Below are 17303 nucleotides of genomic sequence, written 5' to 3'. Positions count from 1 at the left end.
CCCTGCTCCAACGGCAGGAATCGTTCCAGGGTTCCCCTGTGCGGGCCCCGACCGGGGCCCGCGGCGTCAGCCGCCGTAGACGTGCGGCGCGAGGGTGCCGACGAACGGCAGATTGCGGTACTTCTCCGCGTAGTCGAGGCCGTACCCGACGACGAACTCGTTCGGGATGTCGAAGCCGACCCACTTCACGTCGATGGCAACCTTGGCGGCGTCGGGCTTGCGCAGCAGCGTGACGACCTCCAGCGAGGCCGGCTGGCGGGAGCCCAGGTTCGACAGCAGCCAGGACAGGGTCAGACCCGAGTCGATGATGTCCTCGACGATCAGGACGTGCTTGTCCTTGATGTCGGTGTCCAGGTCCTTGAGGATCCGGACCACACCGGAGGACTGGGTTCCGGCGCCGTACGAGGACACCGCCATCCAGTCCATGGTGAGCGGGGTGGACAAGGCGCGCGCCAGGTCCGCCATCACCATCACCGCGCCCTTGAGGACGCCGACGATGAGCAGGTCCTTGCCCGCGTACTCCGCGTCGATCTTCGCAGCCAGCTCGGCCAGCTTCGCGTCGATCTCTTCCTTGGTGATGAGCACCGACTGGAGGTCGCTGCCCATGTCCTTCTCGTCCACCCGCATCACTTTCGTTGTCGGCCGGGGCTCCGGGGGATCCCCCGGAGGACTCAGCCGTGTCTCAGCACCAATCAGCCCTGCCGGATGACAAGTCTGCCACCCTGCCGCTGCGCCTCGACCCTGCCGGGCAGGTTGATGGCGCCCTGACCGCGCCAGCCGGTGATGAGCCGGTCCACTTCCTCGATGTGGCGGGCGAAGAGGGAGCCCGCGGGGGAACCGGCCGCGACCACGGCCCTGCGCAGCACGCGGCGGCGGACGGCCGGGGGCAGGGCGTACAGCTTGGCGCACTCCAGCCGGCCGTCCTCGTCCCGTACGCCGGCCTCGGCCTCGGCGGCCCAGGCATCGAGGGCGTCGGCGTCGTCGCGGGACAGCTGGGCGGTGCGGGCCAGCGCCTCGACCACTCCCTTGCCCAGCGCCTTTTCGAGGGCGGGCAGTCCCTCGTGGCGGAGCCGGGAGCGGGTGTAGGCGGGGTCGATGTTGTGCGGGTCGTCCCAGACCGCCAGGGACTGGACCATGCAGGCCTTGCGGGCGGTCTGCCGGTCGATCTGGAGGAAGGGGCGGCGGTAGCGGTGGGAGCGGCCGGGGCCGCCGGAGACTTCGGCCATGCCGGAGAGCGAGCGGATGCCGGAGCCGCGGGCGAGGCCCAGCAGGACGGTTTCGGCTTGATCGTCCCGAGTGTGGCCGAGCAGTACGGCCGACGCGCCCAGGCGGTCAGCGGCCTCGTCCAGGGCCGCGTAGCGGGCGTCGCGCGCGGCGGCCTCGGGTCCGCCGTCACGGCCGACGCGCACGGCGACGGACTCCACCGGGTCCAGGCGGAGTGCGGTCATGCGGGTGACGACCTCGGCGGCGCGCAGGTCGGAGCCGACCTGGAGCCCGTGGTCGACGGTGATGCCGCCGGCCCGGATACCGAGCTTGGGCGCCTCGAAGGCGAGGGCGGAGGCGAGGGCCATCGAGTCGGCGCCGCCGGAGCAGGCGACGAGCACGAGTGGCGGGGAGTCGGCCGCGGCGGCGCGGGTCCGCCCGGACGCAGCCCGGGAGGTGTCGGCGGAACGGTCGGTGAGGTCGGTGAGGACGTCGTGGAGTACGCGGCGGACCGCCAGGCGTATCGCCGCGACCGCAGGATGGGGACCCATGTCCGGTGCCCTTCGGTGGAGTTCGGATGCCTCGGAGGCTCCCCCGGCCGACGCCGGGAGGTGCCCCCACGGGGGTGTGGTGCTGGAACGGCTGCTGTTCGGTGCTGTTCGACGCTGCCCGGTGCCCCGGCCCCGTGAAGAGCCCCCGCTGGGAGCCCCCGCGAGATTGAGGGTTGTCACTCAGAGTGCGTCGATGGTGACAGAACCGAGCCGTTCCCTGAGCATCGCACGCCCTTCGACGCCTCACGGTCCCTCGGACGGGTGACGCTTCTTCCCCCAGTGAGACATGTTTACGCCCCCTGAGTCGCCCCCCTTCGCTCCTATTCGCCCTTGCGGTGCACCCGCGCGACCCAGTCCGCGGGCTTGGCGATCTCCGCCTTCGTCGGCAGTGTGTTCGGCGAGGTCCAGACCCGGTTGAAGCCGTCCATGCCGACCTCGCCGACGACGGCGCGCACGAAGCGCTCGCCGTCGCGGTACTGGCGCAGTTTGGCGTCGAGCCCCAGCAGCTTGCGCAGCGTGGCGTCGAGGCGGCCCGCGCCACTGGCCCGGCGCTGCTGGAACTTCTCGCGGATCTCGGCGACCGACGGGACCACCGCGGGGCCGACCCCGTCCATGACGTAGTCGGCGTGGCCCTCCAGCAGGGACATCACGGCGGTGAGCCGGCCGAGCACCTCGCGCTGCTCGGGGGTCTGGACGAGTTCGACCAGGGAGCGCCCCTCGTCGCCCTGCTCGGAGTCGGGGCGGGCGCCGGCGAAGGACTGGGCGGCTTCGCGCAGCCGTTCCAGGATGGCCGCGGGGTCCATCTCCGTGGCGCCGAGGAAGGTCTGGATCTCGCCCTCCAGATGGTCTCGGAGCCAGGGGACGGCCGTGAACTGCGTACGGTGCGTCTCCTCGTGCAGGCAGACCCAGAGCCGGAAGTCGTGCGGGCGCACGTCCAGCTCGCGTTCGACGTGCACGATGTTCGGGGCGACGAGCAGCAGCCGGCCGCCGCCGGCGGCCGAGCCCGGCAGGTCGCGTCCGGCCGGGGCGAAGGTCTCGTACTGGCCGAGCACGCGGGAGGCCAGGAAGCTCAGCAGCATGCCCAGCTCGACGCCGGTGACCTTGCCGCCCACCACGCCGAGTACGGCTCCGCCGGGGGCGCCGGCGCGGCGGTCCTGCATCTTGCCGAGGAGCGGTCCGAGGAGCTCGCGGAAGCCGGCCACGTTGGCGTTGACCCAGCCGGCCCGGTCGACGACGAGGACGGGGGTGTCGGGGACGGCCGTGCCCTCGGGGATCATCCGGGTGAACTCGCGCACGTGGCGTTCGGACGTCTTGGCATGCCTGCGCAGCTCCGCCACCACCGCGCGGGCCCCGTCGCGGCTGACCTCGGGACCCGGCCGGACCAGCCGGGTCGCGGTCGCCACCGCGAGATTCCAGTCGACCATCTCGGCACCACCGATGCTCGTCATGCGTCAACCGTACGTGGACCGGCGCCGCTGCGGAGCCCCCCGGAGACGCTACGAAGCCTTGGCGACGGCGGCGGCGAGCTTGTCGAGGCCCTTCTCGGCGGCCCCCGCGTCCGGGGTGTTCGCGGTCAGGAACGCGAAGGCGAGCAGTCGGCCGGAGGAGTCGACGACGGTCCCGGCGAGGGAGTTCACCCCGCTCAGGGTGCCCGTCTTGGCGCGGACCAGGCCGGCGGCCGGGGAGGTGCCGGCGTTGCGGCTGCGCAGGGTCCCGGTGAACCCGGCGACGGGCAGCCCGGTGAGCACGGGCCGCAGCTCCGGCCGCTGCGGGTCGGCGGCCTTGGCCAGGAGTCCGGTGAGCAGGCCGGTGGTGGTCTTGTCGGCGCGGCCCAGTCCGCTGCCGTCGGCGAAGCGGGAGCCCGCGGTGTCGATGCCGAGGGCGGTGAGCCGGTCGGTCACGGCCTTCTCGGCCCCTTCGAAGCTGGCGGGCTGCCCGGAGGCGAGGGCGGTCTGGCGGGCGAGGACCTCGGCGATGTCGTTGTCGCTGTTGGTCAGCATCCGCTCGACGAGGCCGGCGAGCGGGGTGGAGAGGGTGGTCGCGAGCGGCTGGGCGCCGGCGGGCGCCTTCGCCTTGGTCGGCTCGCCGGTGACCTTGATGCCGCGTTCCCCGAGGAGGGCGGCGAAGGAGCGGGCGGTCTCCCCGGCGGGGTCCCCGACCCGCTCGACGGGTCCGGAGGTGGAGTCGTCGGGGCGGCCCTCGTCGGCGGCCAGGGAGGTGATCAGCGCGATGTTGGGGTTGTCGCCGATGGGGTGGCGGGCTGGCCCGGTGAAGAGGGTGTCGTCGTAGCCGAGGCGGACGGTGTCGGTGCCGGCGGCCTTGAGGGCCTGGGCGGTGTCGGCGGCGAGGGCGACGAGGCTGCCGCCCGATCCGGCGGGGCTCTTCTTCTTCGCGGTGAGGGAGGGGTCGCCGCCGCCGACCAGGACGATCTCCCCGGGGCCGGCGCCGGGGGTCACGGTGGTCCGGATCCGGTAGTCGGGGCCGAGCGCGGCGAGCGCGGCCGACGCCGTGGCGATCTTGGTGGTGGAGGCGGGGGTCATGGGCTCGCGCGGCCCGGACTCGAAGAGCACCTGACTGGTGGCGGTGTCGACGACCGAGGCGGTACGGACCGTGCCGAGCGCGGGGTCGGCGAGCAGCGGCCGCAGGACGTCGGCGAGCCGCCCGGGATCGGCGGCCGCGACCCCGCTGCCGGTCTTGCGCAGGGTGTCCGGGCCGATCCCGGAGAGCACTCCGGGGGCGCTGGGCGCGGCCTGCGGCACGGATCCGCCGCCCGAGCCGCCACCGTGATCTGCGCCACCCGTAAGGCCCCAGGAGGCGGCCCTGTCCCGCTCGGCCTTACGCTGGCCGGAGTCCCAAGGACCGGCGGCGGCCACCGCCGCCACCGACAGGGCGAGGCCGGCCACGGCCGACACCGCGATGAGCTGCCACGTCTTGACCAATGGCACCTCGGACCAGCCCCTTTCGCGATCACACATATGCGTGAGGGACACTTAACCACTGCGTCTTGCCGCGAGCATGGCACCCCACCCGGCAGGGCTGGGCGGGCCGCGCACGCAGGTGAATCACGCAGTCTCGAAGCAATGAAGCTGATCATGGAGGAGCAGGACGTGGAGTTCGACGTCACCATCGAGATCCCCAAGGGTTCGCGGAACAAGTACGAGGTGGACCACGAGACCGGCCGGATCCGTCTGGACCGTCGCCTCTTCACCTCCACCAGCTACCCGGCCGACTACGGCTTCGTCGAGAACACCCTCGGCGAGGACGGCGACCCGCTGGACGCGCTGGTCATCCTCGACGAGCCGACCTTCCCGGGCTGCCTGATCAAGTGCCGCGCGATCGGCATGTTCCGCATGACGGACGAGGCGGGCGGCGACGACAAGCTGCTGTGCGTGCCGGCCTCGGACCCGCGCGTGGAGCACCTGCGCGACATCCACCACGTGTCGGAGTTCGACCGCCTGGAGATCCAGCACTTCTTCGAGGTCTACAAGGACCTGGAGCCGGGCAAGTCGGTCGAGGGCGCCGACTGGGTGGGCCGCGCCGAGGCCGAGGCCGAGATCGAGGCCTCGTACAAGCGCCTTGAGGCGCAGGGCGGCCACCACTGAGTCCGCTCGGCACGTGAGACGGCGGGAGCTCCCGCCGCCCCGTGACACACGACGGGCGGTACCCCTTCACCGAGGGGGTGCCGCCCGTTCGTCATGTGGTTTCGCTGGGGACGAACGGGTTCCGCATACTGATACCCGGGCTGGTCGGGGACTGGAGGACGCGTGGCGGAGGCCGAGGGATCCGGAGGCACGGAGGACCGGAAGCCGAAATCCGACGAGGCGCACAGCGCCTTCGCTCCCCCCGCCGGAATGGAGCCGGAACCGGTCGACGAGGAACAGCCGACCTCGGAGTTCGCCATGCCGGCCGGGCTCCCCGCCCCGCCCGCCGAACCCGAGGGCTCCGCGTTCGCACCCCCGGCGACCTACAGCGCGCAGCACTCCCCGCCCGCCTACACCCCCGGCCGGGGCATCCCCGTCTCCCTGATGAAGGAATCGCCCTGGCAGGACCGCATGCGCACCATGCTGCGCATGCCGGTCGACGTCCGGCCCGTCCCCGAGGCCGTGCACAAGCACAGCGAGACCGGGCCCGCCGTGGGCCGCGTGCTCGACCTGACCCTGCGCATCGGCGAGCTGCTGCTCGCGGGCGGTGAAGGCGCCGAGGACGTGGAGGCCGCGATGTTCGCGGTGGCCCGCTCGTACGGGCTGGACCGCTGCGAGCCCACGGTCACCTTCACGCTGCTGTCGATCACCCACCAGCCCTCCCTCGTCGACGACCCGGTCTCGGCGAGCCGGACCGTGCGCCGCCGCGGCACCGACTACACCCGGCTGGCCGCCGTCTACCAGCTGGTCGACGACATCAGCACGCACCACGAGATCGAACTCTCGCTGGAAGAGGCCTACCGGCGCCTCGCGGAGATCCGCCGCAACCGGCACCCTTACCCCTCCTGGGTCCTCACGGCCGCCGCCGGACTACTCGCCGGCGCCGCCTCCACCCTGGTCGGCGGTGGCGTGCTCGTCTTCTTCGCGGCAGCGATCGGCGCGATGCTCGGCGACCGGCTGGCCTGGCTGTGCGCCGGGCGCGGGCTGCCGGAGTTCTACCAGTTCGTGGTGGCCGCGATGCCGCCCGCCGCCATAGGCGTGGCCCTGGCCCTGGCGGAGATCGACGTACGCGCCTCCGCGGTGATCACCGGCGGACTGTTCGCGCTGCTGCCCGGGCGGGCCCTGGTCGCAGCCGTGCAGGACGGCCTGACGGGCTTCTACATCACCGCTTCGGCCCGGCTGCTGGAGGTCATGTACCTCTTCATCGGCATCATCATGGGCGTGCTGGTCGTGCTGTACCTCGGGCTCCAGCTCGGCACCTCGCCGAAGCCGGAGGAGGTGCTCCAGATCACCCAGCGGCCGCTGATCCAGATCGCGGCCTCGATGGTGCTGGTGTTCACGTTCGCGATCCTGCTCCAGCAGGAACGTTCCACCGTGTTGATCGTGACGCTGAACGGCGGGGTCGCCTGGGTGACCTTCGGGGCCCTGCACTACGCGGGCGGCATCCCGCCCGTGCCCTCCACGGCCATCGCAGCCGGGCTGGTCGGTCTGTTCGGCCAGCTCTTCTCCCGCTACCGGTTCGCCTCGGCCCTGCCGTACACGACGGCGGCCATCGGCCCGCTGATGCCGGGCTCGGCGACGTACTACGGACTGCTGCTCATCGCCGAGAACCGGCTGAACGAGGGCCTCGGCTCTCTGGTGAACGCCGCGGCCATCGCGCTGGCCATCGCGATCGGGGTCAACCTGGGCTCGGAGACCTCGCGGCTGTTCATGCGGATCCCGGGAGCCGCGAGCGCCGCCAAACGCCGCGCGGCGAAGCGGACCCGCGGCTTCTAGCCGCCTCGTCCGGGCGCTCACCGTACGCGGACGCCCCGGGAGCCTGGGAACGGCTCTCCGGGGCGTCTGCGTACGCTCGGACGGACAGGGGGCGTCGGCCGCAGGGGCCGGCCGCCCAGGCCTAGCGCTTGGCGTGGCGGCCGCTGCGCCGTCCCGGTGCCTGCGCGTCCTCGCCGGACTCGGGCTGCTCGCCGGAGGCGGCCGCCGCCTTCTTCTCCTTGCGCCCCTTCAGCACCTCGAAGATCACCGGGATGACGGAGATCAGGACGATGACGATGAAGATCGGCTCGACGTTCTTCTTGATGATCTCGAACTGGCCGAGCTGGTAGCCCAGGACCGTGACGCCCGCGCCCCACAGGACGCCGCCGATGACGTTGAACGTCAAGAAGGTGCGGTACTTCATCGCCGTGGCGCCCGCGACCATCGGCGCGAAGGTGCGGATGATCGGCACGAAGCGCGCGAGCACGATGGCCTTGGGGCCGTGCTTGTCCATGAAATCGTGCGCCGAGTCGAGGTTCTCGCGCTTGAAGAGCTTCGAGTTCGGCCGGTTGAAGATCTTCGGACCGAAGACCTTGCCGATCATGTAGCCGACCTGGTCACCGAGGATGGCAGCGGCCGAGATCAGGGTGCAGACCAGCCACAGCGGCTCCGTGATCGTCCCGCTCGCGGTGAACAGGCCCGCCGTGAACAGCAGCGAGTCCCCGGGCAGGAACGCGAAGAGGCCCGACTCCGCAAAAACGATGACCAGGATGCCGATCAGACCGAATTGCCCGATCAGATACTCCGGGGACAGCCACTCAGGGCCGAGCGCAAGCGTGTACACGAGTTCCGGGCTCTCCTGGATCGGGGGGTGTCGCGGCGGCGGTTTCCGCGGGTGCTTCGGACAAGGCAGTGGTTTCAATTATCAACGCACAGTTCCCCCTCCCGGTTCCAGGTACCGGGAGGGGGCCGTGTGGGGAACATCCGACGCCCCGGGCCTTGCGGACGATCTAGACCTTGCGGACCGCGTTCGCGAGGATCGCGTCCCGGACGAACACCGCCAGGCCGGGCCGGACCGCGTCGTAGTAGGCCGTGAAGCGCTCGTCAGCGACGTACATCTCACCCAGGCAGGTGTGCATCTCGTGCGAGCAGGCGTAGCAGTTGCGGTCGATCCAGCCCCGGTGCTCCTCCGCCACGTCCATGGCCTCCTCGGAGTCCGCGGCCGCACCGGCGCCGAGCAGCTCGGCGAACCGCCCGTTGATCCCGTCCGCCTCGTCCTGGAAGCGCTTCCAGTCCTCCTTCGTGTACGAGGCCGTCCGGCGGGCGGACTCCTCGTAGGCGTCCGTGTGGCCCCAGCGCTGGTGCGCCTCCTCCCCATACTGGTCGGGGTCGAAGTCCCCGAAGACCTCGAACTTCTCCTCGGGCGTGAGATTGATGCCCATCCTCTGTGCCTCCATGGCGTGCTCCACGGCCTCGGCCATCTGCTGGAGCCGGGCGATCCGGTCGGACAGGAGGGCGTGCTGCCGGCGCAGGTGCTCCCTCGGGTTCGAGTCCGGATCGTCCAGCAGGACCGCGACCTCTTCGAGCGGGAAGCCGAGCTCCCGGTAGAACAGGATCCGCTGCAGCCGGTCCAGGTCGGCGTCGTCGTAACGCCGGTGACCCGCGCTGCTGCGGGTGCTCGGGGAGAGCAGGCCGATCTCGTCGTAGTGGTGCAGGGTGCGCACCGTGACTCCGGCGAATCCGGCGACCTGTCCCACGGAGTAGCCCATCGTTTCCGCTCCTCTGGTCGGTACGCCCTCCACTGTGGGTCCTCACGCCGCGTGAGGTGCAAGTCCTCTCCGAGGCGGGTCGCTCCGAGGCCGGGTCCGGGCGGCCAACGGCACCGCCTAGCCCGTCGGCGGGCTAGGCGGTGCCGTTGGCCGCGGCCACGAGCTCGAAGGCCGTCTTGCCGTCCAAGGACTCGCGGACGATGTCCGCGTGGCCCGCGTGGCGCGCGTGCTCCTCCACCAGGTGCAGGAGCAGCCAGCGCATCGAGACCCGGCCCTCCTTCGGGAACCACGGCGCGTCGGGGAGCGGGAACGTGTCGTCCAGGCTCGGGAGGTCGCGGACGAACTTCTCCAGCTCCTCCACGACCCCGTCCCAGAACTCCAGGACCTCGGGGACGCTCTCCCCCTCGACCAGGCGGAAACTGTCCGCCCAGGTCTCCTGCGTGCGCTGCCGCTCGTTCGGCAGCTGCTGCGCCATCCGCAGCCAGTTCAGCTCCGTCTCCGCGACGTGCTTCAGCAGCCCCGACAGCGACAGCTCGCTCGCGCTCGGGCGGCTCGCCGCCTGCTCCTCGGTGAGGCCGAGCACCGCACGTCGCAGTGCGCCGCGCTGGGCCTGTACGAAGGACAGGAGCGCGCTGCGCTCGTCGCCGTAGGACTCTGCGGGAACGTGAGTGACCATGCCGATCTACCGCCTTCTTGATGTGCTCCTGCTGACAAGGACCACGCTACGGAGGCATGCGGTCAGATCCTGTCCGCAATGGAGGTCATTCCGCGACACCCTCCGGACGGATCGCCGGAAGCGCCGTCTGCGGCTTCGGGAGCAGGGCCTTGGACAGGTCCTGGCCGCCCTTCTCGTCGAGCCCGTACATCGCCTCGTAGATGTTGCGGACGGCCGGCCCGGACGCCCCGGAGCCCGTACCGCCCTGGGAGATGGTCATGACGATCGAGTAGTCCTCGGTGTACGAGGCGAACCACGAGGTGGTCTGCTTGCCCTGGACCTCAGCAGTACCCGTCTTCGCGTGCATCGGGATCTGCTTCTGCGGCCAGCCGCCGAACCGCCAGGCCGCGCTGCCGGTGGTGGCCACCGAGGCGAGCGCGCCGTCTATGTCGTCACGCAGCTCGGCGTCCATCGGCAGCCGGCCCTGCTCCTTCGGGGCGATCTCCTTGACCGAGGTGCCGTCGGCGCTGACGATCGCCTTGCCGACGCTCGGCTGGTGCATCGTGCCGCCGTTGGCGATGGCCGCGTAGATCGACGCCATCTGGATCGGGGTGACGAGGGTGTCGCCCTGGCCGATCGAGTAGTTGATCGCGTCGCCCTCGCGCAGCTGGTTGCCCTGGCGGCAGTTCTCGTACGCGATCTTCTCGGCGTACGAGCCGTCCTTCTTGCCGTCGCGGCACCAGGCGGCCTTGTTCGCCTCGAAGAAGTCCTTCTTCCACTGGCGGTCGGGAACGCGGCCGTTCACCTCGTTCGGCAGGTCCACGCCCGTCGCCTTGCCCAGTCCGAACTCGTGGGCCGTCTTGAAGAACCAGTCGCTCGGGTCCTTCTTGGGGTTGATCCCGCCGTCCTTCTTCCACTCCTTGTCCGCGATGCCGTAGTAGACGGTGTCGCAGGAGACTTCGAGGGCCCGGCCGATGGTGATGTCGCCGTAGCCCTGGGACTCGAAGTTGGTGAAGCTCTGGCTGCCCACGGAGTACGAGCTCGGGCAGCCGTAGCGCCCGTTGAACGGGTAGCCCGCGTTCACCGCGGCGGTCGAGGAGACGACCTTGAAGATCGAGCCCGGGGCGGCCTGACCCTGGATCGCGCGGTTGAGCAGCGGGTAGTTGGAGTCCTTCTCGGTGAGGGAGGCGTAGTCCTTGGCGGAGATGCCGCCGACCCACGCGTTCGGGTCGTACGTCGGGTTGGAGGCCATCGCGACGATGCGGCCCGTTTTGGCCTCCATCACGACGACCGCGCCCGAGTCGGCCTCGTAGTTCTTGTGCGTGATCTTGTCGTAGGTCTTGCGGGCCTCGACCATGGCGTTGTTCAGCTCGCGCTCGGCCACCGCCTGCACGCGCGAGTCGATCGAGGTGACGACGTTCGAACCGGGCGTCGGCTTTTCCGCCTGCGCCTGCCCGATGACCCGCCCGAGGTTGTCCACCTCGTACCGCGTGACGCCCGCCTTGCCGCGCAGCTCCTTGTCGTACGTGCGCTCCAGGCCGGAGCGGCCCACCTGGTCCGAGCGCAGGTACGGGGAGTCGGTCTTCCTCGCCTTGGTGATCTCCGCGTCGGTGACCGGCGAGAGGTAGCCCAGCACCTGGGAGGTGTTGGCCTGGTCGGGGGCGGGGTAGCGGCGCAGGGCGGTCGGCTCGGCGGTGATGCCGGGGAACTGCTCGGCGTGCTCCCTTATCTCCAGCACCTGGTCCGTGGTCGCCTCGTCGGTGACGGGGATCGGCTGGTACGGGGAACCGTTCCAGCACGGCTTGGGCGTCTTGGCGTCGCACAGCCGGACGCTGTTGACCACGTCGTCGGCCTTGAGGCCCAGGACGCCGGCGAGCCGGGTCAGGACGTCCTTGCCCTTGTCCTTCATCTTGGTCAGGTCGGTCCGGCTGGCGGAGACGACCATGCGCGTCTCGTTGTCGGCGAGGGGCACCCCGCGGGAGTCCAGGATCGAACCGCGCACGGCGGGCTGGACGACCTGCTGGGTGTGGTTGTTCTTCGCCTCGTCCGTGTACTCCTGGCCATTGCGCACCTGGAGGTACCAGAGGCGCCCACCGAGGGTGAGCAGCAGCGAGAAGACGACCACCTGGATGATCACCAGGCGGTTCTGGACCCGGGGCGTGCGCCCCGTCTCCGGAATGTTGCTCAACTCAGGTCTCCCCCGGAACGCTGCCCGCCGCTGACTCGCACGAGTCTAGAGCGAGGTCAGAAGGGGAAGGTCGTCCGGCCGTGCTGGACCGAGATCCACTTCTGGGTGGTGAAGGCCTCGATCGTGGCCTCGCCGTTGAGCCGGCCCAGGCCCGAGGCCTTCTCCCCCCCGAACGCGGCGAGCGGCTCGTCCCCGATGGTCGAGTCGTTGACGTGGATCATCCCGGTCTCGATCCGCTGGGCGAACCGCACCCCGCGCTCCACGTCCCGCGTGTGCACGGCGCCGCTCAGCCCGTACGGGGTCGCGTTGGTCAGCCGTACGGCCTCGTCCTCGCCGTCGAAGACCACCAGGAGCGCCACCGGGCCGAAGATCTCCTGGCCCAGCAGCGGGGAGTCCTCGGGCAGGCCGGCCAGCACGGTCGGCTCCACCAGGTTGCCGCGCGTAGATCCTCGGACGAGGGCCTGGGCCCCGGATTCCACCGCCTGGTCGACGAGGGCGGTCAGGGCGTCGGCCTGGAAGGAGTTGATCAGCGGGCCGATGTGGGTGTCCGCCTCGTGGGGGTCGCCGGTCTTCAGGCTCCGCACCCGGGCGGTGAACTTCGCGGTGAACTCCTCCGCCACCGAGGCGTCCACGAGGATCCGGTTGGCGGCCATGCAGACCTGGCCCTGGTAGACGAAGCGGCTGAAGACGGCCGCGTCCACCGCGTAGTCGAGGTCGGCGTCGTCGAGGACGACGAGGGCGCTGTTGCCGCTGAGCTCCAGGACCGTCCGCTTGAAGTGGCGGGCGGCGACGGAGCCGACGTGCCGGCCGACCCGGTCGGAGCCGGCGAAGGATATGACCTTCGGGACGGGGTGCGTCAGCAGCGCGTCGCCTATCTCGGCGATGTCGGTGACCAGTACGTTCAGGAGGCCGGCGGGCAGACCCGCGTCCTCGAAGACCTTGGCGATGACCCCGCCGCCGACCACGGGCGCGTTCTGGTTCGGCTTGATCACCACCGCGTTGCCCAGGGCCAGGGCCGGGGCGACCGACTTCAGGGTGACCAGGAACGGGAAGTTGAACGGGCTGATCACGGTGACCACGCCGACCGGGAGGCGCTGGACCCGGTTCTCCTTGCCCTCGACCTGCGAGGCGAGGATCCGGCCTTCGGGTCGGACGGCCAGCTGGATCGACTCGCGGATGAACTCCTTGGCGAGGTGGACCTCGTACTCGGCCTTGGGGCGGGTCCCGCCGAGCTCGTCGATCATCGCCTCGATGATCTCCTTCTCGCGCTCCTCGGTGATCCGCAGGGCGCGTTCCAGGACGGCGCGTCTGGCGTACGGGCTGGTGGCGGCCCACTCTCTCTGGGCGCGCTCGGCGCCGCGGTAGGCCCGGTCCACCTGCTCGACGGTGGCCACCGTGATGGCCGCGAGCTTCTCCCCGTTGTACGGGTTGACGTCGATGATGTCCCACGAACCGGTGCCGGCCAGCCATTCGCCGTCGATGTACTGGTGAGCCAGGTCGTCGAATATGGACATGCCATCCCTTACTGCGAGCGCGCACCCGTGCGCTGCACCGGAGACCGATCGGTCATCATGCACTGATCAGACGTCATACTACGTGCGAATCAAGACAGTTGGAGCAGACCACGGAGAAGATCACGGGTCCGGTCAGGGTCGGGGCAGTCGGCCTGGAGCCGCTCCATCGCCCTTTCGTACTGCGCCACTTCCTCGTCTTTGTCCAGGTAGAGGGCACTGGTGAGCTGTTCCAGATAGACGATGTCCTGGAGGTCCGACTCCGGGAAGCGCAGCAGGGTGAAGGCTCCGCTTTCGCCCGCGTGACCGCCGAAGGAGAACGGCATCACCTGGAGCTGCACGTTGGGCCGCTGGGAGACCTCGATCAGGTGCTCCAACTGGCCGCGCATCACGTCCCGGTCGCCGTACGGGCGCCGCAGCGCGGCCTCGTCCAGGACGGCGTGGAAGACCGGCGCACTCTCGGAGACCAGCGCCTTCTGGCGCTCCAGGCGCAGCGCGACCCGGCGGTCGATCTCGGCCTTGGTGGCACCGGGCATGCCGCGGCTGACGACCGCCTGGGCGTAGGCCTCGGTCTGCAACAGGCCGTGGACGAACTGGACTTCGTAGATCCGGATGAGCGAGGCCGCACCCTCCAGGCCGACGTACGTCTGGAACCACCCGGGTAGCACGTCGCCGTAACTGTGCCACCAGCCGGCCGCGTTGGCCTCGCGGACCAGCCCCAGCAGGGACTCCCGCTCCGCGCCGTCCGTGACTCCGTAGAGCGTGAGGAGGTCCTCCACGTCCCTTGCCTTGAAGCTCACCCTTCCCAACTCCAAGCGGCTGATCTTCGATTCGGATGCGCGGATCGAGTAGCCGGCCGCCTCACGGGTGATGCCGCGGGATTCTCGGAGTCGCCTGAGCTGAGAGCCCAGGAGGATGCGGCGCACCACGGAACCGCTCGCTTCTGCGGTCACTAGTCCTGCCCTCCCCATCGCCATGTGTACGCGTGGTCTGCGCGTGGTGTGCGTCGCCGGGGCCCCCGTACCCCAGGGCCCGCAGTCTGCCACCAAAACGCATCGGCCCGTACTCGTTCTGTAACGGAATCCGGGCTGCCGCAAAAGAAGTCCGTAAGTATGCGTAGGAAGAAATGAGCAAGAACCATCACGGGAGTGGACAGGTCCGGCGCGTGCACGTGCATCTGCCCTTGCATCCAGCTTCTGCATTCGGAACGATGGTGCCGCGCACCTGCGTGCTCTTCGCGCCGGCGCCGGACCCACCCCGCAGTTCTTACTGGACGGAGCCACCACTCCGCCCGCGAATCCCGGGAGTGCCTCGCATGGGGACGAATGGATCGACCATGCTCGAGCCGTTACGGCAGGGGCTGCCCCCGGTCGACCCCACGGCTGTCTCCGGGTCCGCCTCCTGCGCTCTGCCCTCCCGGTTCGAGGCGGTGCGGGGCGCCCGCTCGTTCACCCGGTCGACCCTGTCCCAGTGGGACCTCGACGAGCGCTTCGACGACGTGGCCCTGGTGGTCTCCGAACTCGTGACCAACGCGCTGCGCCACGCCCTGCCCGACGACGCACGGCCCGGGAGCGGCGGCGCGGGCGAGCCGGAGGCCTCGGTACGACTGCACCTCATGCGGTGGAGCACCCGACTGGTGTGCGCGGTGCGGGACCCCAGCGAGGACCGGCCGGGCGGATCGTTCGCACCGGAGCGCACGCAGGAGAACTGCGACCTGGAATCGGGGCGCGGACTGTTCCTCGTGGACGCCTACAGCGACAACTGGGGCTGGCACCCGCTCGCGGGGCGGCTGACCGGCAAGGTGGTCTGGGCGCTGTTCATGCTCCACGAGTAGTCAGTCGCTTCGCCGGGCACGCATACGCCAACTGGCCGGGGTTGATCATTTCGATCAGTCCCGGCCAGTGCACGTGCATGGCTTGATCAGTGCGCTGTTCCTTCAGTCGGCCAGACGGGCGAGCAGGCGGGCGATCAGGCGATCAGGTGGTCGAACTCGCCGTCCTTGACGCCCAACAGCAGCGCCTCTATCTCGGCCGGTGTGTAGACGAGCGCCGGCCCGTCCGGGAAGCGCGAGTTGCGCATGGCGACAGCTCCACCCGGCAGCTTGGCGAACTCCACACAGGAACCTTGCGAGTTGCTGTGTCTGCTCTTCTGCCAGGTCACTCCGTCGAGTTCTGCAGCTGCCATCCCGTTGTACGCGTGGTCCACAGGAAGCCCCCGATAGTGCAGATGTCAACTGCACCGGATCATAGCTGTGTTCATAAGCGCATGCATGGGCAGATGCACGTGCACGCGGAGGGTGCTCTCCTGATCACTGTCAGGGAAGAACTCGGGTGGATCAGGGGCGAATCAGACCCTTATAAGGCTTGGATCAAGACCCGATCGGCGCTCGGTGCACGGGGCGGGGATCCCGGCCCTTCAGAACTCCTTCAGATTTGTACCCGTGCGCCCGGCACTGTTCGATGGTCGGGCCGACACCGGAATTCCCGTCACCCCTTGGGGGAAGCACATGCTCCGCAACGCCCTTGAGCCCTGGCACCTGATCCTGCTCCTCGTGGTCTGCGTGCTGGTCTTCGGCTCGAAGAAGCTGCCCGACATGGCCCGCTCGGTGGGCAAGTCGATGCGCATCCTGAAATCGGAGACCCAGGCCCTGCGCGGCGAAGGCGGAGACCGGCCCCAGCAGGGCTAGGCCGGTAGCGCGCTAGCGGGGCAGCGGGGGGCGCTTGCCACCCATGTGCGCGCGGTCGGCGGCGGCCGTGCCGTCTTCCCAGCCCGCGTGGTCGGTGGCCCCGCGCAGCCGGGTGGTCGTGGTCCGGGGGAACATCTCGTCGGCCCGGGAGGTGACGGCGACGTCGCGGGCCACCAGGGCGGGCAGGTTGTCGGGGGCCTCGGCCACCGTGTGCTCCGCGGTCTCGGCGAGGCGCTGGCCGAGCCGGCTGGCGTACGCGAGCAGGAAGGACTGCCGGAACGTCTTTGTCCGCTTGCGTCCGCCTGAGCGCTGCGCGGCCTCGGCGCGGGTCATGGCGGCCGTGCCCTGCACGAGCAGCGAGGTGTAGAGCAGCTCCACCGCCTCCAGGTCGCTCTCGAAGCCCACCACGGTGGAGAACTCGAAGGCGCTGTTCCACACCGCACGGCAGCGGTTCGCGGTGGCCACCGCGTCGAGCAGTACCGCCTTGGCCTCCTCGTACGGCACCTCGACCCCGATCCGGCAGGCCCCGGGCACCTGGGCCGGGCCCTTGCCGCTCGCCGCGAGCAAGGCCTCGTCGACGGTGTGCCGGGCCATCAGCTCCTGGGCCTTGGCGCTGAGCGCCTCCGCCTCCTCCGGGTAGGTGGTCGCCTCCGCCTTGGCGAGCAGGGCACGGATCCGTCCCAGCATGCGGGGCTCGATGTGCGCGTGCTCCAGCGCGTCGGCGGCCGGATCGCCGGGAACCGGACCCACCGGTTCGATGGAGGGCAACCGGATCAGCAGCCGGAACACCTCCAGCACGGCGGTCGCCAGGGTGAACCGGTCCGCCCGCTCCCGCTGCGCGAGCCCTTCGCCGTACTCCGCGTCGTCCGCCCACCACACCTCGGCGTCGGTCCACCGCTCGGGCAGCCGGGCGTACCGGCGGGCCTCGGCGGCGATCAGGTCGCGGGTGATCCGCAGATGCCGGTCGCCGAGGTCCCGGCCCACCAGCCGGAGCACGTCCGCGGGCTGCCACCCCCGCTCCCAGGCCTGCCGTACGTACGCCTCCCCGCGCCCCAGCAGCCCCCGACCGACCTCGGCCCACTGCCCGCCATCGCCGACGAGCACCGAGGCCCCGGCATCCAGCCCGGCGTCGTCCTGGCTGTAGAGGGCGGCTTCGCAGGCACGATCGACAATCTCTCTCACCCCCGAAGCTTGTCACGCCCCCCACGCACCACCACCGCCCGATCCGGCCCCGCCGGCGCTTGAGGCGCAGGAGCCCCCAGCGGTAGCCGGGGAGGGTCCGGGGCGGAGCCCCCGCAACGGCGCCGCACCCGAGCGGGGTCCCCGCCCTGTCAGCCCCCGGTG

General features: G+C 70.4%; 16 protein-coding genes. 4 read left to right on the top strand and 12 right to left on the bottom strand.

Annotated elements, in window-relative coordinates; genetic code table 11:
- Positions 1 to 66 precede the first annotated feature (66 nt).
- The 4 genes from hpt to dacB form a co-directional block, all read right to left on the bottom strand.
- On the bottom strand, positions 67 to 627 hold the full coding sequence (gene hpt, locus OG974_RS23590; RefSeq protein ID WP_030158549.1) for a hypoxanthine phosphoribosyltransferase: 561 nt from the start codon (positions 625 to 627) through the stop codon (positions 67 to 69).
- 65 nt (positions 628 to 692) lie between these two features.
- Positions 693 to 1754: a tRNA lysidine(34) synthetase TilS gene (gene tilS / locus OG974_RS23585; protein ID WP_327284667.1), complete on the bottom strand. Its 1062-nt coding sequence runs from the start codon at positions 1752 to 1754 to the stop codon at positions 693 to 695.
- A 320-nt stretch (positions 1755 to 2074) separates the two neighbouring features.
- On the bottom strand, positions 2075 to 3202 hold the full coding sequence (locus OG974_RS23580; protein WP_327284666.1) for a zinc-dependent metalloprotease: 1128 nt from the start codon (positions 3200 to 3202) through the stop codon (positions 2075 to 2077).
- A 48-nt stretch (positions 3203 to 3250) separates the two neighbouring features.
- Positions 3251 to 4699, bottom strand: a complete 1449-nt coding sequence (dacB, locus tag OG974_RS23575; protein ID WP_371644383.1) for a D-alanyl-D-alanine carboxypeptidase/D-alanyl-D-alanine-endopeptidase — start codon at positions 4697 to 4699, stop codon at positions 3251 to 3253.
- A gap of 162 nt (positions 4700 to 4861) precedes the next feature.
- Here dacB and OG974_RS23570 point away from each other — a divergent pair, with 162 nt between their 5' ends.
- On the top strand, positions 4862 to 5356 hold the full coding sequence (locus OG974_RS23570; protein WP_215011464.1) for an inorganic diphosphatase: 495 nt from the start codon (positions 4862 to 4864) through the stop codon (positions 5354 to 5356).
- 162 nt (positions 5357 to 5518) lie between these two features.
- Positions 5519 to 7171, top strand: coding sequence for a threonine/serine exporter family protein (locus OG974_RS23565; RefSeq protein ID WP_328763323.1), 1653 nt, complete (start codon positions 5519 to 5521; stop codon positions 7169 to 7171).
- Positions 7172 to 7292: 121 nt separating this feature from the next.
- Here OG974_RS23565 and OG974_RS23560 read toward each other — a convergent pair whose 3' ends face one another.
- From OG974_RS23560 to OG974_RS23535, 6 genes are all read right to left on the bottom strand, one after another.
- Positions 7293 to 7994 carry a VTT domain-containing protein gene (locus tag OG974_RS23560; RefSeq protein ID WP_328763322.1) on the bottom strand — a complete coding sequence of 234 codons (702 nt, stop codon included), beginning with the start codon at positions 7992 to 7994 and terminating at the stop codon, positions 7293 to 7295.
- Between the two features lie 166 nt (positions 7995 to 8160).
- Positions 8161 to 8919: a MerR family transcriptional regulator gene (locus OG974_RS23555; RefSeq protein ID WP_327284662.1), complete on the bottom strand. Its 759-nt coding sequence runs from the start codon at positions 8917 to 8919 to the stop codon at positions 8161 to 8163.
- 133 nt (positions 8920 to 9052) lie between these two features.
- Entirely contained in the window at positions 9053 to 9595 is a 543-nt protein-coding gene (locus tag OG974_RS23550) for a DinB family protein (RefSeq protein ID WP_327284661.1), read from the bottom strand.
- Between the two features lie 85 nt (positions 9596 to 9680).
- The gene (gene mrdA / locus OG974_RS23545; protein ID WP_327284660.1) at positions 9681 to 11762 is read right to left on the bottom strand and encodes a penicillin-binding protein 2; all 2082 of its coding nucleotides are present in this window, start codon (positions 11760 to 11762) and stop codon (positions 9681 to 9683) included.
- A gap of 56 nt (positions 11763 to 11818) precedes the next feature.
- Positions 11819 to 13276, bottom strand: coding sequence for an aldehyde dehydrogenase family protein (locus tag OG974_RS23540; RefSeq protein WP_054224268.1), 1458 nt, complete (start codon positions 13274 to 13276; stop codon positions 11819 to 11821).
- 89 nt (positions 13277 to 13365) lie between these two features.
- A complete protein-coding gene (locus OG974_RS23535) occupies positions 13366 to 14244 on the bottom strand; it encodes a helix-turn-helix transcriptional regulator (RefSeq protein ID WP_327284659.1) in 879 nt (292 codons plus the stop codon).
- Between the two features lie 344 nt (positions 14245 to 14588).
- Between OG974_RS23535 and OG974_RS23530 the strand changes: the two genes are divergently transcribed.
- A complete protein-coding gene (locus OG974_RS23530; RefSeq protein WP_327284658.1) occupies positions 14589 to 15107 on the top strand; it encodes an ATP-binding protein in 519 nt (172 codons plus the stop codon).
- Positions 15108 to 15241: 134 nt separating this feature from the next.
- Here OG974_RS23530 and OG974_RS23525 read toward each other — a convergent pair whose 3' ends face one another.
- On the bottom strand, positions 15242 to 15478 hold the full coding sequence (locus OG974_RS23525) for a DUF397 domain-containing protein (RefSeq protein ID WP_030868010.1): 237 nt from the start codon (positions 15476 to 15478) through the stop codon (positions 15242 to 15244).
- Positions 15479 to 15779: 301 nt separating this feature from the next.
- Here OG974_RS23525 and tatA point away from each other — a divergent pair, with 301 nt between their 5' ends.
- Positions 15780 to 15959 carry a Sec-independent protein translocase subunit TatA gene (gene tatA / locus OG974_RS23520; RefSeq protein ID WP_327284657.1) on the top strand — a complete coding sequence of 60 codons (180 nt, stop codon included), beginning with the start codon at positions 15780 to 15782 and terminating at the stop codon, positions 15957 to 15959.
- A gap of 12 nt (positions 15960 to 15971) precedes the next feature.
- Here tatA and OG974_RS23515 read toward each other — a convergent pair whose 3' ends face one another.
- Entirely contained in the window at positions 15972 to 17141 is a 1170-nt protein-coding gene (locus OG974_RS23515; protein WP_327284656.1) for a DUF2786 domain-containing protein, read from the bottom strand.
- Positions 17142 to 17303 lie beyond the last annotated feature (162 nt).

The sequence above is a fragment of the Streptomyces sp. NBC_00597 genome (assembly GCF_041431095.1).
GTDB lineage: Bacteria > Actinomycetota > Actinomycetes > Streptomycetales > Streptomycetaceae > Streptomyces.
Note: the sequence above shows the minus strand (reverse complement) of the source record. Positions and strands in the feature narration are given on the sequence as shown.

What these genes read in the sequence shown, in the direction of transcription:
- OG974_RS23530 (WP_327284658.1), top strand. Translation starts at nt 14,589, where the DNA reads ATGGGGACGAATGGATCGACCATGCTCGAGCCGTTACGGCAGGGGCTG.
- tilS (WP_327284667.1), bottom strand. Translation starts at nt 1,754, where the DNA reads ATGGGTCCCCATCCTGCGGTCGCGGCGATACGCCTGGCGGTCCGCCGC.
- hpt (WP_030158549.1), bottom strand. Translation starts at nt 627, where the DNA reads ATGCGGGTGGACGAGAAGGACATGGGCAGCGACCTCCAGTCGGTGCTC.
- OG974_RS23550 (WP_327284661.1), bottom strand. Translation starts at nt 9,595, where the DNA reads ATGGTCACTCACGTTCCCGCAGAGTCCTACGGCGACGAGCGCAGCGCG.
- OG974_RS23540 (WP_054224268.1), bottom strand. Translation starts at nt 13,276, where the DNA reads ATGTCCATATTCGACGACCTGGCTCACCAGTACATCGACGGCGAATGG.
- OG974_RS23580 (WP_327284666.1), bottom strand. Translation starts at nt 3,202, where the DNA reads ATGACGAGCATCGGTGGTGCCGAGATGGTCGACTGGAATCTCGCGGTG.
- OG974_RS23555 (WP_327284662.1), bottom strand. Translation starts at nt 8,919, where the DNA reads ATGGGCTACTCCGTGGGACAGGTCGCCGGATTCGCCGGAGTCACGGTG.
- OG974_RS23535 (WP_327284659.1), bottom strand. Translation starts at nt 14,244, where the DNA reads ATGGGGAGGGCAGGACTAGTGACCGCAGAAGCGAGCGGTTCCGTGGTG.
- tatA (WP_327284657.1), top strand. Translation starts at nt 15,780, where the DNA reads ATGCTCCGCAACGCCCTTGAGCCCTGGCACCTGATCCTGCTCCTCGTG.